Below are 15,834 nucleotides of genomic sequence, written 5' to 3' on the forward strand. Positions count from 1 at the left end.
GACGGCAACGCTCATATACTTAAACCTCGTGCGCCCGGTTGGGCCTGGGGAATGGTATATATGACTAAAAAAGGACTTCAACAGTCAACTAACCAATTCAGGAGTGAATGGCAGGATCTCCCCGATCGGGTCCCTGAAGTAAAAGACTATAAGGGCTGGGATCATATGAGTTGTGATATGGATGCAGGGAAATAAACTACTTCTGTTTGAACATACGGCAAACAGCCACGGTTGCTCCGTGGCCTTTTTTTACGCCGGAATGGCCTGTCCTAACTTCATCGCCTGAGCGATATTTCGCGCACAATGTTGCAGATTAATTTCCCCCTGCAATAACACGGTGGCAAGCGGAGCCAGGCGTGGGAGAATGCTGAATACAGCATCGATGCCATGCTGATGCACCACTTCAACACCTTCTCCGAGCACACCGGCCATGCCGATAACCGGTACGCCGAGACGTTGAGCGACACGCGCCACACCAATCGGCGCTTTGCCGCCGACGGTCTGGCTGTCGATACGCCCTTCGCCGGTTATTACCAAATCAGCGCCTTCGAGTACTTGCTCAAGATTCACGGCGTTCATAATGATATCAATGCCAGGCTTTAGCTCACCGCCGAGGAAAATCTCTGCCGCAACGCCCATGCCACCCGCTGCACCACCGCCAATAATGGAGTGAATATCGCGGCCCGTTTGCTGTTTCAAAATATCAGCCAGTTTTGCCAGCCCTTCATCTAACTGGATTACCATTTCTGGCGTTGCCCCTTTTTGTGGGCCGAATACCGCAGCAGCGCCACGCGGCCCGGTCAGCGGGTTATCCACATCGCAGGCGATTTCAAAGTGGCACTCTTTGACTCGCGGATCGAGTTGCTGCCTTTCTATTCGAGCCAATGATGTTAATGCCCCACCGCCTGCTGGTAGCTCATATCCCTGATGGTCGTAAAAATGCACACCCAATGCCTGCGCCATCCCCATGCCGCCATCAACGGTCGCACTACCACCGATGCCGAGAATGATGTGCCTGATACCCGCATCGAGCGCATGTTTAATCAACTCACCGGTGCCAAAACTGGTGGCGTACAGCGGGTTTCGTAAATCCGGTTCCACCAGCATCAAACCACTGGCCGCCGCCATTTCAATTACCGCAGTACGTCCGTCACCCGTGACACCATAAAACGCCTCAACCGGTGTGCCCATCGGGCCGGTGACATTCAGTGTTATCCGTTTTCCCCGGGTTGCGGCGATCATCGCATCTACCGTGCCTTCACCGCCGTCGGCAATCGGCAGGCAGAGATACTGCGCCTGCGGGAAAATCTCTTCAAACCCCTTCTTAATCGCCAGCGCAGTGCGCTCCGCGCTCAGGCTCTCTTTAAACGAATCCGGTGCAATTACAATTTTCATCATTTGATCCTTAACAATGCGGGCCGCTATTTCACGCGGTCCCAGGGGAAGAGGTTTTCCAGAGCCACAGCAAGTAGTACGCCCATCAGCAGGCCATTGCTGAGTAACGGGCGAACCAGTAGCGGCAGCTGTTGCAAATAAGCGCCCGGCACGCCCATCAAAAACACACCGCAAAACAGCGGAATAGCGATGCGATAAATGTTGCGCGAGTTAAGCGCGGTCAGGTTCACAAACAGCAACGACGACCACAGTAATGGCAGGTAAGCCACCAACATCACGGCACTACTAATCGTGAGTGGAATCGCGCAGAAAAAGCGCGTCAGCGGTGGAAAGAGACCAATCAACAAAAACAGCAGACTGCCGACGACAAATGCGCGGCGTGTCGCATCCTGGGTTTGAGTAATCAGGCCAATAGAGGAGACGAACGGCGAGAAAGGGATCACACCCAGCGGCGCGCCGATTAATGTCATTGCGCCGGAAACCACAAAACTGCGGCGGTATAGCGCTGGCATGGCTGGAGTGTTGCCGTAAAAAGTGTCGCTGCCACGGATCGCGCCAAAAGTGTTGGAGATATTCACCAGTCCCGTCAGCACAGCGGTAATCACAATGCCGGGTTTGATATCCAGTGAATGCCCAAGCGGGAACCACTGCCAGCTCTGGGTTTGTGTACTGACGTGAGTATTCCCGAACCAGCAAACGTAAATGCCCCAGCCCAGAATGGTGCCGAGCAAAACGGCAAACTTCCCAATCCGTTGGGGAAGAATAACGATGAACGCGACGATAAAAATGACCACCGCAACGGCCAGTGAGAATGCAGCGCCGTTAAGCTCAACAGGCCCGCTCACCGCTCCAAACGGCAACCCAAGCATGCCTTTAAAAAAGATGGTGGTGAGCTGCGCGCCGAGTAAAAACATAAATACAATCATCACCGCCGGGCGAAACAACCTGGCAAGCCACGGTCCCAGCCCGCTAAAACCAATCACCATCGTCAGAACGCCCGCCAGCGCAATACCCAACGCGAGGCTGCCGCCAATCGAGGCAAGCGAGGTTCCCTGTGCCGATTCTGCAAGCGTGAGGGTTAAAATCGTCCCCCACCACAGGCCACCCGGCCCTTCCATCAATGCTCGCCGATGCCCCAAAAATGCCTGTAACAGGCAAGCCACGGCGGTGGTCAGAAATGAATATTGCGTGAGCACAAATGTGGTGGCGTGGCTAAGATGAAACGCGGATTGCAGCGTCGGCGGGATCACCACCGTATTGCAGAAGATAAAAAAAAACCATTGAAAACCAGACAGCCAGGTGTCCCGGCTAAGACGTACAGCACTCATAATCTCACCCTACAAAACGGAAAATAGGCTGCACCCGTATTCACGAGCGCAGCCGCAGGATAAAAATTACTGCTGGTGTTTCAGAATGAACTGGCCGATTGGTTTAGCACCAAAGCCGCTTTCGATATCGTAAATCACCTCGCCACGCAGAATGGTTTTCAGGATGCGAGCGCCAACGGTACGGCCCACATACGGGCTGACTTTATGGCGATATTCCAGATCTTCGCTTTTCAGCACATAAGAGGAGTTCGGCTGGATGAAGACCAGGTCAGCATCTTTACCCGGCGCGATATGGCCTTTATGTTTCAGCCCGAAGATATCTGCCGCGTTGCCAGACATCAGCTTGCTGAACATTGGCAAGGACATGCCGCGTTTTTGTACCGCTTCATCAAACATCACATCCATACAGCTTTGCAGGCCAGCAATACCGCCCCACGCCTGCATGATGTTGCCCGCTTTCATATCTGGAGGGCATGGAGAGTGGTCGGAAACCAGGCAGTCGATTTCACCGTTGAACAGTTTTTCCCACAAACCTTTCTGGTTTTCAGCATCGCGGATTGGTGGCGAGCATTTTGCCAGGGTGCCGATTTCTTCGAACTGGTCAGTATCCAGCACAAAGTAGTGTGGGCAGGATTCGCAAGTTACATCCTGGCCTTCCTGACGAGCGCGTGTCACTTCGGCAACGCCTTCCGGGCTGCTGACGTGGCAAACGTGCAGGCGGCAACCCGCCACTTTTGCCAGATAAAGAATGCGGCGAATGGCTTCAACTTCGGTGAATACCGGGCGTGATGCCACATAGTCGTGTGCCGTCACACGGCCTTCGCGTTTGGCTTCATCACCCAGTTCATCACAAATTAATGCGTTTTCGCAGTGAACCAGAACCGGCTGGCCCAACTCTCCAAGCTTCTGCGCGCCTTTGAAGAACTGGAAGTCGTTCACGTCACGGAAGTCGTTGTCGATACCGCGATCGCCACAGGTTGCCACGAAGCATTTGAAGCCCACTACACCGACTTCATCCAGCTCGTGCAGGCGGTCGAGGTTGTAGGACACCAGGCCACCGAGCTGTGCCGCATCGATTGTCAATTTGCCAGCGGCAGCATCGAATTTCATTTCAATACTGGCGCGGTCAACCGTGGCTGGCAGTTGGTTGAGTGGCATTTCAATCATCGTTGTGATGCCGCCTTTAGCTGCAGCACGCGTACCGGTAGCATAACCTTCCCAATGGCTACGGCCCGGTTCAGAAATATGGGTGTGAGCATCGACCATGCCTGGTGCAACGACCAGACCGGTTGCGTCCATCACTTCTTTTGCACCATTCAGACCATCACCAATGGCGGCTATTTTGCCGTCTTTCACTGCGATATCGGTAACCAGTGCTTCATTATCTAAAATCACAGTACCGTTTTTAATAATAAGATCGTAAGACATACACATCTCCTTGTAAGGGTACAAATAGTTATTGAGTACAGGGGTAAGTTGTTATTTTTAAATCACGCTGTTTTATGCTCAGTAGAAATAGCTGATGCATTCCGTTTTTTAAGCAGGACATATAAAACGAATGCAGTGATAACGCCAACGAACCATGACACACGTGAGAGTGGTTCTAATACTGGAATGAACTTACCACCCAGTGAAAGGACAACCGCAATTAATGTCACAGAGAATGCCGTAACGTTAAAACCATTATCATAAAACTTATAATCACCTGCCTTGGTATATAAAGTATCGAGGTCAATCTGCGAACGCATGACAACAAAGTAGTGCGCCATCATCACACCGATTACCGGCCCTAACATGCCGCCGATGATATCGAGGAATAAATAGATGCTGTTTTGGTTTTCCATTAATTTCCATGGACAAATCAGAAGACTGATTATACTGGCAATTAATACACCATTTTTATAGGTCAGTTTGGTCGGTGCAATAGCAGCGATCTGATAACCTGCCGGAATAATATTACCGGTGGCATTAGTTGAAATGGTGGTCATCAGAATAACCAGCACCGCAAAGAATGAGGCAAACAGGCTGTCCCATTTCTGTACAATATCCAGCACGTTCCAGGTATCAACGCCGTAGTGAATACTCGCACCGGCAATAATACACACACCGGCAACCGCAAACAGAATATAAGCCACCAGCAAACCTAACGTCTGCCCGAGCGCCTGCTGACGGAAACTTTTTGCGTTCTGAGTAAAGTCTGAGGCACTCACCGCCGGCGCCGCCCAAACGGCGACCACTGCGTTAATCACCACCAGGAACAGGAAGCCACTATTTTCCGCTTTCTGCACGCCTGCCGGGACATACTCCAGAATCGGCTGGATACCTACCAGCGAGATAGCCCAGATAGCCATGCCGCCAAATACGATATAAATGCAAGGGTTGAGCACTGCAGTGAATTTATTGAGTACCCCGCCGCCGCCAAAACCGATAGCAACGTTGATTGCCCAGAAGAACAAGAATGCAATCAAGCCAGGCAAATTAAGGCCGACAATATTGAAATCGCCGCCGAGGGTGAGGAACCCTGGCCAAATTTTGCCAATCAGAATTAAAAAGGCGAGCGAACCTGCGTAACATTGCAAACCGAACCACATAATCGCAGCAATACCACCACGTAAAATGCCCGGGAATAATGAACCACGTACCCCGTAGGATGCACGTAAGATCATGGCAAACGGCACGCCGTATTTGGTTCCTGCGGCACCATTCATGACCATCACAAATGCAATAAAGAAGGCACTCAGAATAATCGCCAGCATTATGCTTAATGTTGACAGGCCTAATATAAAGAAGCCGCCGACCATGACATAGTTTGGTACGTTATGAACCGATCCCATCCATAAAGTAAAATAGTTAAAGGCTTTCCAGGTTTGTTTCTCTTTTTCCTTTGGAAGAAGATCCTCACTGTATCCCCTGGCCCGATAAAGCTCTCTCTGTTGCTGTTCCTGTCTTTCCATATGTCCCTCTTATTTCACGTAATAACAACGCTATGGGCTTAGCTTTTCGGAAATAGAAATAAAACAAATAAAGCAAAAATATTATTATTGTTTTGCACTGTGCCTCTTTGTGCACAGTGCATATAAGTCGCTACTTAAGCTATTTTATGATTAGCCATTAATTCTAAAGACTGAATAAGTGCCGAATGATCAAGCTGGCTGCCACCATTTGCGGCACAGGTATTAAATAATTCCTGACAGGTCGCGGTGTTAGGTAAAGTAATCGCCAGCGCTTTAGCACTTTGTAACGCCAGATTTAAATCCTTCTGGTGCAGCGCAATTTTAAAACCAGGGGCAAAAGTACGTTTGATCATGCGTTCACCGTGGACTTCCAGAATACGTGAGGAAGCAAAACCGCCCATTAAGGCCTGGCGCACTCGAGCAGGATCGGCACCGGCTTTGGAGGCAAACAGCAACGCTTCTGATACCGCTTCAATGTTCAGGGCAACGATAATCTGGTTGGCTACTTTACATGTTTGACCATCGCCATTGCCGCCCACCAGGGTGATGTTTTTGCCCATCACTTCAAACAGGGGTTTTACGCGCTCGAAGACTTCAGGATCACCGCCAACCATGATGGAAAGCGTACCTTCTTTGGCACCCACTTCGCCGCCGGAAACCGGGGCATCGAGGTAATTGCCGCCGCGCTCAATCACTTTCTGAGCAAAGCGTTTGGTTTCGATAGGCGAAATCGAACTCATATCGACAATCGTTTTACCTTTCAGAGGAGCCTGGGCGCATCCTTCAGGCCCAAACAGCACTTCTTCCACCTGCGGCGTATCCGGCACCATAATAAATATAATGTCTGAATTTTCTGTTACCTGACGCGCCGTTTCGCAGTTTTCAGCCCCTAATGAATAGAGTTTGTCTGAAACCGGACCGATAGTGCAGACGCGGAGTTTATGCCCAACTTGTGCCAGACGTTGCGCCATTGGCGTGCCCATAATACCCAGACCAATAAAACCAAGATTCATTTTTTTATTCCTTGTATACCCTTCGCCCTTCAAGCTGCAGGGTTGTTGGCTGCTCTCATTCACCCGAATCACTTACTTGAGTAAGCTCATCGGGATTCATTCGATTGCCGCCTACCTGCATCTTGAAGTTGCCTGGGTAGAGGTTATTTGAGGCAATAAGAGTCCCTGTCACATAAGTGGACATATTTTTATTGCCTGTTTATTTAATTAGGATTAGTGGTACTGGTTAATCCAGGACATCCCTTCTTCGGTCGTGGTTTTCGGTTTATATTCACAACCAACCCAACCGTCATAATCAGATTGATTTATGACCGAGAATAAATAATCATAATTTATTTCTCCGGTTCCCGGTTCGCCACGCCCTGGGTTATCCGCTAACTGGATATGACCAATTCTTGCCAATTTCCCCGTTAACGTATTCGTTAATTCCCCTTCCATACGTTGCATATGATAAATGTCATATTGCACGCGTATGTTATCGCAGCCAATTTCATCAATTAAGTCGATAGCCTGCTGGGTGCCAGTGAGATAAAAACCTGGCATATCGAAATGATTGAGAGGTTCAATCACTAACAGAATGCCTTCTTTTGCCAGTTCGCTTCCGGCATAACGGAGGTTTTCAACCAAAGTCTGACGGACTGTTTCAGCGTTCACCCCTGCTGGCGTTTTCCCGACCAGGCAGTTGATTTTGCTATTGCCCAGCGCTTTGGCATACAGGATTGCAGCCTGTACGCCGCTGCGAAACTCCTCTTCACGCCCCGGAATACAGGCGATACCGCGTTCGCCTTTTTCCCAGTCGCCAGCCGGTAAGTTATGCAAAGTATGTTCAAGCCCGTTAGATTTTAGTTTGTCCTGCAATACCGCAACGCTGTAACCATACGGGAACATAAATTCTACCGCTTTGAATCCCGCGGCAGCAGCGCGGTCAAAACGCTCGAGGAAATCATATTCCAGAAACAGCATCGATAAATTAGCCGAAAAACGTAGCATGGGATCCTCCGTTATTCATATTTCATGAAGCAGGTTTCAGTTGGCGCATCTTCTGCACTTTCTGTTGTGGCTTCAAATTCATTTACGTTATCAATCTCTGAACCCATGGAAATATTCGTGACACGCTCAAGAATAATTTCCACAACGATTGGCACGCTGTATTTCGCCATCAGCTCTTTGGCCTGTTCTAATGCTGGCGCAATATCTTCAGGTTTAAAGACACGAATTGCTTTGCAACCTAAACCTTCAGCTACTTTGACGTGGTCAACACCGTAACCATTCACTTCTTCGGAGTTAATATTGTCGAAAGCTAACTGGACGCAATAATCCATATCAAAGGCACGCTGCGACTGGCGGATCAATCCTAAGTAGGCGTTATTCACCAGCACATGAATATATGGGATCTTGAATTGTGCGCCGACGGCTAACTCTTCAATCATAAACTGGAAGTCGTAATCGCCAGAAATTGCGACCACTTTACGTTCTGGTGCTGCGACGCAAACGCCGAGTGCCGCTGGAATTGTCCAGCCTAATGGTCCAGCTTGCCCACAGTTAATCCAGTGACGATCTTTGAAGACATGCAGCATTTGTGCAGCGGCAATTTGTGACAGGCCAATGGTGGTCACGTAGCAAGCGTCGCGGCCAAAGGCTTTGTTCATCTCTTCGTAAACGCGTTGCGGTTTCACCGGCACATTGTCGAAGTGAGTTTTGCGTAGCAGAGTGCGTTTGCGCTGCTGACAGTCGGCAATCCACGCTTTGCGATCCGGCAAACGCCCTGCTTTTCTCAGCTCTTCTGCCACTTCTACTAACAGCGTCAGTGCCGCTTTTGCATCAGAAACAATGCCGAGATCCGGGCATAACACGCGGCCAATCTGCGTAGGCTCAATATCGATATGCACGATTTTGCGCCCTGCTGTGTACTTCTCTACCGAACCGGTGTGGCGGTTAGCAAAGCGGTTGCCGATACCAAACACCATGTCGGAAGCCAGCAGTGTCGCGTTACCATAGCGGTGCGCGGTTTGCAGCCCGACCATCCCCGCCATCAGTTCATGATCGTCCGGAATCGTACCCCAGCCCATCAAGGTTGGAATGACAGGAACCTGAGTGATTTCAGCAAAACGTTGCAGCAATGCCGCCGCATCCGCATTGATAACACCGCCACCGGAGACGATGACCGGACGCTCAGCCTGCATCAACATCTCGAGCGCTTTCACAATTTGATTGCGAGAAGCCGCAGGTTTGTAAACCGGCAAAGGCTCGTACATATCCGGATCAAATTCGATTTCCGCAACCTGGACATCAAACGGTAAATCAACCAGAACTGGGCCCGGGCGACCTGAACGCATTAAGTGGAATGCCTGTTGCAGCACGCGCGGCACCAGTGCCGGTTCACGAACCGTAACCGCCATTTTGCATACTGGCTTAGCGATAGACTCAATATCCACTGCCTGGAAATCTTCTTTATGCAAACGTGCCCGTGGTGCCTGGCCGGTGATGCAAAGAATAGGAATAGAGTCCGCTGATGCGGAATAGAGCGCAGTAATCATGTCGGTACCCGCAGGGCCTGAAGTCCCCAGACACACACCGATATTCCCGGCTTTAGCACGCGTAAAGCCTTCCGCCATATGGGATGCACCTTCTACATGACGAGCCAGTACGTGACGGATGCCGCCATGCTGACGCATTGCTGAATAGAAAGGATTTATCGCCGCACCCGGTACACCAAACGCGGTATTCACACCCTCTTTTGCCAGTACATACATTGCCGCATCAACGGCTTTCATTCGAGCCATGGTACTTTTCCTTTTCAAATTTATAGTTGGAAACTTTTTCCAACTTGAAGTTGATTCAAAAAAATCCCGCACATGAATGACGGGAATTTCGTTTTTAGCGTACTGGCGTGTTCAGACCCAGTGCTGCACTGATATCAATTGCCGTGTCACGAACCAATTCGCCCAGACTGGTAAATCTTTCCGGCGTTAGCCGTGAAGCTGGGCCCGAGATTGAAATGGCTGCCACGACGTTTTCAGTGCTGTCATAAATCGGCGAGGCGATACAATTCAGCCCCACAACATGCTCTTCACTATCAATGACATAACAACGTTCACGAGATAGCTGTAAATCTTTTTTTAACTGATTAAGATCGGCTAGCGTTCCTGGCGTAAAGCTCTTGAGCCCGGTTTTCACTATCAAATCCAGCAACTCTTCTTCTACCAGCGGATACAGCAATGCTTTTCCGGCACCCGAGGCATGAAGTGGTAAACGGCTACCCAATGGAGCGCACATCCTCACCATCGACTGGCATTCAAGCTGACCAATCAGCACCGCTTCGCCACCGTTACGAATCGCAACATTAACCGTTTCACCGGAGTGCATCATCAGACGGCGCATAAAGGGTGCGGCAACCGATAATACATCCCTGTTATGGATATAAGCTGCACCGACGTTAAACACGCCCAAACCAATATGCCACCAGCCTAACTGGCTGTCCTGATAGATAAAATCGGCATTTTCGAGAACTTTCAGCAATCTGAAAGTGGTCGAGAGTGGGAGTTCGAGGGTTTCGGCAATATCAGTGACCGAAGAACTTCCACCTGCCTGTGCCAGGTACTGCAAAATGGCGATGCCTCTTTCCAGTGCCTGCGCTCCTTTCTGCGTGCCGGATTCCGGCTGGCTTGGTCGCCCGCGACGTCTTAATTCAGTCATTCTTCAATTATCTCCCTACCCAGGAATCTACGGGAAGCGTGCTACGTCAATGAATTAAACGCGCCATCTTATGAAAGATACCTTGAAGCGTCACGGGATTTATCCTAAACCAAACTTTTTGCAATCAGCTCAGCACTAACTCTTTTGGCGTGATATTTACCAGATCGCAATTATCGCTACCGCCACGATCAACGGTTAAAAAATCTGTCACTTTTTGCCATGCGAAAAGCGGGTGGTGCCAGACGTTGCGATGGTAATTCACACCCTGGCTGCCATCGGTGATAAAGCCCAGCAACGTATCGCTATCAGGTTGTTCATCACCTAACGCCACCACCACGATAAAGCGCTCACCGTTAAGAGGAATAAAGGCCTGCGTCCCCAAAGGATGGCGTTCCAGCTGGGTAATGGTTATCGGCATAGCCAGCGGTTGTGCGCGGTTAATACTGACTAATGCGCGATCCTGCTCGAGGATCTCGACAAACGCCAGGTCATGATAGCGTTCGGTTTGCCCGTTATTGATGTGGAAAAAGTCCTTTCCCTGAGTTTCGATAACGTCGCCATAAGGCGAAAAAGCCTCTTGAGTAAGAGGTAACAACTTGAGTTTCATTCCGTGTTCCTGCTCCTGTTGATCCTTTAGCCACTTTTTAAAACAGTGGCTCCGCTGAGAGCAATCTAAAACCTAATGCCACATTGATGCAATCTTAAATTGGAATATTTTTCCAACAATGAGATTTACACCACATCATTTTTAAGGGTAATGTGTAAATATCATTAAAAATCATAAAGATGAAAATTACTCATTGCAGGTGATGCCATGCTTGACCAGGAAACCATTCGCACCTTTCTGACCGTCGCCGAAACCGCCAGCTTTTCTAACGCCGCTAAACGATTGCACAAAACCACCGCAACGATCAGTTATCGCATCAAACTTTTGGAAGAAAGCACGGGCGTGCCCTTGTTTCAGCGCACCACCCGTAGCGTGTTGCTGACCCCAGCAGGTATCCATCTGCTGGAACGATCAAAAGAGTGGCTGGCATGGCTGGATGCGATGCCGGGAGAGCTTAAGCAGATCAACGATGGTGTAGAGCGGCAGGTAAATATTGTTATCAACAACTTGCTTTATGAACCTGAAGCGATTGCCGCACTGCTGGCTCACCTCGTGGCACGTTTCCCCCTGACACAATTCACCTTGTCTCGTCAGATCTACATGGGCGTGTGGGATGCCTTACTGCATGAGGATTTTTCGCTGGCGATTGGTGTTACAGGTACGGAAACCTTATCCGAAACCATCAGCCTGTTACCGCTTGGGGAGATCGACTGGGTATTTGTGCTGGCGGCAAGCCACCCGTTAGCCCAGGAAGAAGGCGCGTTAAGTGAAGCGAAGTTACGCCAGTATCCGGCGATAAATATTGAAGATAGCGCCCGTCATATCACCAAGCGTGTTGCCTGGCGTCTGACGGGGCAAAAAGAGATTCAGGTGTCAGATTTGAGTACCAAGATTGCCGCACATGTTGCGGGGGTGGGGATTGGCTTTTTACCCCGAAAACTGTGCCAGCGTTATCTTGACCGGGGTGAACTGGTGACGCGCACCATTCCGGCTATGCGTCCCTCTTCCCCACTGAGTCTCGCCTGGCACCATGCTCAGGCGGGGAAAGCGGCGCTGGAAATTGTCCGTCTGTTTCAGGACAACACCAGCACCATTCAGGGCTTCTTAACGCCTTTAAATTTACCCAACAAACTGGCGGAATAGCGCTTTGCCTTTCAGTAAGCGCACACCTAACCAACCGCCACACAGCGAAAGCAGTACCGCACCACTCACTGGCAGGGTAACCCACAGCCGCCAGTCAGGCTCCCACGGGAAGTCAAACACCCGTGTTTGCAGCAGCCCCAGCGCCGTTTCAGCCCCGATGGCCGCAACCAGTCCGGAGACAAACCCGAGCACCGCGAACTCACACCACAGCGTCGTGCGCAGTAAGCGCTTACCGGCCCCCAACGTGCGATACACCACCAACTCCTGATGGCGCTGGCGCATCCCGACCTGAACCTGAGCTAAAAGCAGCAGTACGCCACACGCGGTTACCAGCACCACCATCACTTCCAGCGCCCGGCTGACCTGCTCCAGTACCTGCCCGACCTGGCGCAATATCGCACCAATATCCAACAAGCTGACTGTTGGGAACTCACGGTTAAGCTGCGTCAACATGCCGTTCTTCCCTTCCCAGCGGAAACTGGTTAACCAACTTTGTGGTTGGTTATCAACTGCACCCGGCGGGAAAATAAAGTAGAAGTTAGGGCGCAGGCTCTCCCAGTCGACTTTGCGCAGGCTGGTGACTTTGGCGGAGAAATCCTGGGTATCGCCCATAAACGTGACGGTATCGCCAAGCCCGATGTCCAGCCGTTTCGCCACACCTTCGTCCATCGATACTTCACCCGCTTTTGGTGGCCAGGATCCCGCAAGTATGGGGTTATGCGCCGGTTTCTGGCTCTGCCATGTCAGATTCAGTTCACGATTGAGTGCCTCATCCGGATTGCCTTCGGTCGATTTTCCGTTTATTGCCGTCATGCGCGCCCGCACAATCGGGTAGAACGATTCCGGGATAATCTGGTGCTCAGCCAAAAACTCTTTCACCGGCTGAACTTGCTCAGTGGCAATGTTGAGCAGGAAATAGTTAGGGCTTTCTGGAGGTAATTGTTGCTGCCAGCGGTCGAGCAAATCGCCGCGCAGCACCAGCAATAATGCCAGTAACATAAATGACAGCGAGAACGCGGCGAGCTGGCTTAACGTGGCCCATGGCTGGCGTAATAAGCGGTTCACAGCGAGGCGCAATGCCAGGTTTTTGAGCGTCAGTTTTTTCATTAACCGCAAGACACCCCAACCGACAATCCCACACAGCGCCGCCAGCACGACCGTTCCCGCCAGTACCGCCCACAGTAACGTGCTTCCTCCCATCAGCCACGCTAACAGCACAACCACGACGATGGAGATAACCGGCAAATAGATTTTCAGCGGCCAGACATTGGCGACTGCATCACGGCGTAACACTCTGATCGGTTGCGTGGCCAGCAATAAACGATAAGGGCGCAGGCCCACCAACAGCGAAATCACCACCATCGAACCGACCGCCCATACCCACGGCCACAGGCTCGCAGGCGGAAGTGCCGCTGGCAAAACAGGTTTCAGCAGGCGCATTAATACCGCCTCAAACACCAGGCCTGCGACACCACCAGTAATCGCAGCAAGTGCCAGCACCATCAGCCATTGGCCAATAATGAGTTTGCGCAGTGCCGCCCGCCCTGCCCCAAGGGTTTTCAGGATTGCGACCAGATCGTAACGACTGCGGCAGTAATGGTTCATCGCCACAGCAACCGCGGCTACGGCCAGTAACAGCGTCAGCAGCGCTGACAGCAGCAAGAATTGTTGCGAGCGTTCAAGGGATTTCCCGAGCGCGCCGTCATCCTGCTCCATACCGTACCAGCGCTGTTCAGGTTTCAGTTTCGGTAGCAGATATTTTTCAAATTTATCGAGCTGTTGCTCAGTACCGCCAAATTTGTAGCGCCAGGTGATGCGGCTACCCGGTTGTACCGCGCCGGTTTTTTCCACATCCGCGAGGTTCATCATTAAACGTGGGGCCATCTGGAACGGATTAAAACCGGAATCGGGTTCCTGAACCACTTCCCCGGCAATGCGCAACGTGGCGTCGCCCACATCAAGCGAATCGCCGACTTTGAGATCCAGCAGCGCCATTAAGCGCGGTGCCAGCAGCACGCTTCCGGGCTCAGGTTTCAGACCCGGCGGGTTGGTATCGAGCTGGCCGTACATGGGATAGACTTCATCTACCGCCTTGACCGATGCCAGTTGTGGCGTGTCTCCGGCAAACGTCATGGTGGCAAAAGCCAGCTGTTTGCCGACTTTCAGCCCCTCTTTTTTTGCCTGATCCAGCCACTCTTGTGGGACTTCACGTGCACTTCGCAGCGCACGATCGCCCGCCATAAAGTCACGACTTTGTTGATTAAGCCCTTGTTCCATGCGGTCGCTGATATTTCCAAGCGCCAGCACGCACGCCACCGCCAGGCTCAATGCCAGCCAGACAATCAATAACGACGGCGAGCGCCATTCGCGCCAGAACCAGCGGGCAATCATGCTTCCTCCCACAATTTACCTTCACGCAGACGCAGACGGCGGTCGCAACGTGCAGCCAGTTGTTCATCATGGGTGACGAGGATAAGCGTGGTGGCGAAATCACGATTCAGAGAGAAGAGTAAATCCGCAATGCGGTCGCCGGTGTGGCGGTCAAGATTCCCGGTAGGTTCATCGGCAAATAACACTCCCGGACGCCCATTAAAGGCACGCGCCAGAGCCACACGTTGCTGTTCGCCGCCAGAAAGCTGTGCGGGAAGGTTTTCCATACGTTTGCCCAGCCCCAGTTGCTCGAGCAACGCTTTCGCCTGCGCGCGGCTCGAGGCGTCGTTTTCACCGCGCAACAGCGCCGGGAGTTCGACGTTTTCCAGCGCGTTAAGCGTGGGCACCAGCATGAATGACTGGAACACAAAGCCGACATTTTTCGCCCGCAGTGCCGCTCGCGCTTCTTCATCCATGGTGTGTAACGGCTGGCCGCACAGGTGAACTTCCCCGTCGCTACCATCATCAAGCCCTGCGAGGATCGCCAGTAGTGTAGACTTCCCGGAACCTGACTCACCGATTAACGCAATGGTCTGTGCCGGTTTGACAACCAGCTCAACTCCAGTAAGGATGGAGAGCTGGTGTTCCCCATGACCTACGGACTTACTAAGATGATGAACTTCAACAATGTTTTCCGCTGGCATTTGCCCTTCCTGTTTCTGGCTTTTTTAACCATTCGCGCCGCACATGCGGACACGTTGCTGATTTTGGGTGACAGCCTGAGTGCCGGATACAGAATGTCTGCAACCGCGGCCTGGCCTGCGCTGCTGGATGCGAAATGGCATCAGCAAAATACCAAAGTTGTGAACGCCAGTATTAGTGGCGACACCGCGCCACAAGGGCTGGCACGGTTACCGGCGCTGCTGAAACAACATCAGCCTCGCTGGGTATTAATTGAGCTTGGCGGCAACGATGGTCTGCGTGGTTTTCAGCCACAAGCCATCGAAAAAAGTCTGCGCCAGATAATTACCGATGTGAAAGCGGCAAAGGCACAACCATTGCTGATGCAAATACGTCTGCCGGCAAACTACGGTCGTCGTTATAATGAGGCGTTTAGCGCTATTTATCCGCAACTTGCCAAAGAGTTTTCTATCCCTCTGTTGCCATTTTTTATGGAAGAGGTCTATTTGAAACCGCAATGGATGCAGGATGACGGTATACATCCAAACAGTGATGCCCAACCGTTTATCGCCGACTGGATGTCCTCCCGTCTGGCACCTTTAGTAAAACACGACTCATGAACAATCGGAGCTTCGCGCGGGTAAAGT

At 51.4% G+C, this 15,834-nt stretch carries 13 protein-coding genes and 1 pseudogene; 3 read left to right on the forward strand and 11 right to left on the reverse strand.

The genetic code is table 11. From position 1 onward, the window contains the following. Positions 1 to 195, forward strand: a pseudogene (locus WBL83_RS17520) (T6SS immunity protein Tli3 family protein); the annotation flags it as partial. 54 nt (positions 196 to 249) lie between these two features. On the opposite strand, the gene glxK reads toward WBL83_RS17520, so the two are convergent. The 9 genes from glxK to allA all read right to left on the reverse strand — a co-directional run bounded on the left by glxK (position 250) and on the right by allA (position 10,993). Next, entirely contained in the window at positions 250 to 1,395 is a 1,146-nt protein-coding gene (gene glxK, locus WBL83_RS17525; RefSeq protein WP_424590339.1) for a glycerate 3-kinase, read from the reverse strand. Positions 1,396 to 1,421: 26 nt separating this feature from the next. Next, positions 1,422 to 2,723 (reverse strand): uracil/xanthine transporter, encoded by a 1,302-nt coding sequence (locus WBL83_RS17530; protein WP_424590340.1) that lies wholly within the window; start codon positions 2,721 to 2,723, stop codon positions 1,422 to 1,424. Positions 2,724 to 2,789: 66 nt separating this feature from the next. Then, on the reverse strand, positions 2,790 to 4,151 hold the full coding sequence (allB, locus tag WBL83_RS17535) for an allantoinase AllB (RefSeq protein ID WP_424590341.1): 1,362 nt from the start codon (positions 4,149 to 4,151) through the stop codon (positions 2,790 to 2,792). 62 nt (positions 4,152 to 4,213) lie between these two features. Next, entirely contained in the window at positions 4,214 to 5,677 is a 1,464-nt protein-coding gene (locus WBL83_RS17540) for an allantoin transporter (RefSeq protein WP_424590342.1), read from the reverse strand. A gap of 134 nt (positions 5,678 to 5,811) precedes the next feature. Beyond that, positions 5,812 to 6,723, reverse strand: coding sequence for a 2-hydroxy-3-oxopropionate reductase (glxR, locus tag WBL83_RS17545; RefSeq protein ID WP_424590432.1), 912 nt, complete (start codon positions 6,721 to 6,723; stop codon positions 5,812 to 5,814). A gap of 180 nt (positions 6,724 to 6,903) precedes the next feature. Continuing rightward, complete coding sequence (gene hyi, locus WBL83_RS17550; RefSeq protein ID WP_424590343.1) at positions 6,904 to 7,680, reverse strand: hydroxypyruvate isomerase; 777 nt, start codon at positions 7,678 to 7,680, stop codon at positions 6,904 to 6,906. A gap of 11 nt (positions 7,681 to 7,691) precedes the next feature. Then, positions 7,692 to 9,473 carry a glyoxylate carboligase gene (gene gcl, locus WBL83_RS17555; RefSeq protein WP_424590344.1) on the reverse strand — a complete coding sequence of 594 codons (1,782 nt, stop codon included), beginning with the start codon at positions 9,471 to 9,473 and terminating at the stop codon, positions 7,692 to 7,694. 94 nt (positions 9,474 to 9,567) lie between these two features. Continuing rightward, the gene (gene allR / locus WBL83_RS17560; RefSeq protein ID WP_424590345.1) at positions 9,568 to 10,386 is read right to left on the reverse strand and encodes an HTH-type transcriptional repressor AllR; all 819 of its coding nucleotides are present in this window, start codon (positions 10,384 to 10,386) and stop codon (positions 9,568 to 9,570) included. Between the two features lie 124 nt (positions 10,387 to 10,510). Further along, positions 10,511 to 10,993, reverse strand: a complete 483-nt coding sequence (gene allA, locus WBL83_RS17565; protein ID WP_310607921.1) for an ureidoglycolate lyase — start codon at positions 10,991 to 10,993, stop codon at positions 10,511 to 10,513. A gap of 207 nt (positions 10,994 to 11,200) precedes the next feature. On the opposite strand from allA, the gene allS reads away from it, so the two are divergent. Then, positions 11,201 to 12,136: an HTH-type transcriptional activator AllS gene (allS, locus tag WBL83_RS17570; RefSeq protein ID WP_310607922.1), complete on the forward strand. Its 936-nt coding sequence runs from the start codon at positions 11,201 to 11,203 to the stop codon at positions 12,134 to 12,136. Here allS and ybbP read toward each other — a convergent pair. Both ybbP and ybbA read right to left on the reverse strand, forming a co-directional pair. Continuing rightward, positions 12,113 to 14,527, reverse strand: coding sequence for a putative ABC transporter permease subunit YbbP (gene ybbP / locus WBL83_RS17575; RefSeq protein WP_424590346.1), 2,415 nt, complete (start codon positions 14,525 to 14,527; stop codon positions 12,113 to 12,115). The two genes, allS and ybbP, sit on opposite strands and share 24 nt — an antisense overlap. Beyond that, on the reverse strand, positions 14,524 to 15,210 hold the full coding sequence (ybbA, locus tag WBL83_RS17580) for a putative ABC transporter ATP-binding protein YbbA (protein WP_424590347.1): 687 nt from the start codon (positions 15,208 to 15,210) through the stop codon (positions 14,524 to 14,526). Before ybbA ends, ybbP begins: the two co-directional genes overlap by 4 nt. On the opposite strand from ybbA, the gene tesA reads away from it, so the two are divergent. Next, entirely contained in the window at positions 15,178 to 15,807 is a 630-nt protein-coding gene (tesA, locus tag WBL83_RS17585) for a multifunctional acyl-CoA thioesterase I/protease I/lysophospholipase L1 (RefSeq protein ID WP_424590348.1), read from the forward strand. The genes ybbA and tesA overlap by 33 nt on opposite strands. Positions 15,808 to 15,834: the final 27 nt, after the last annotated feature.

The organism is Buttiauxella sp. (assembly GCF_049686335.1).
Lineage (GTDB): Bacteria > Pseudomonadota > Gammaproteobacteria > Enterobacterales > Enterobacteriaceae > Buttiauxella.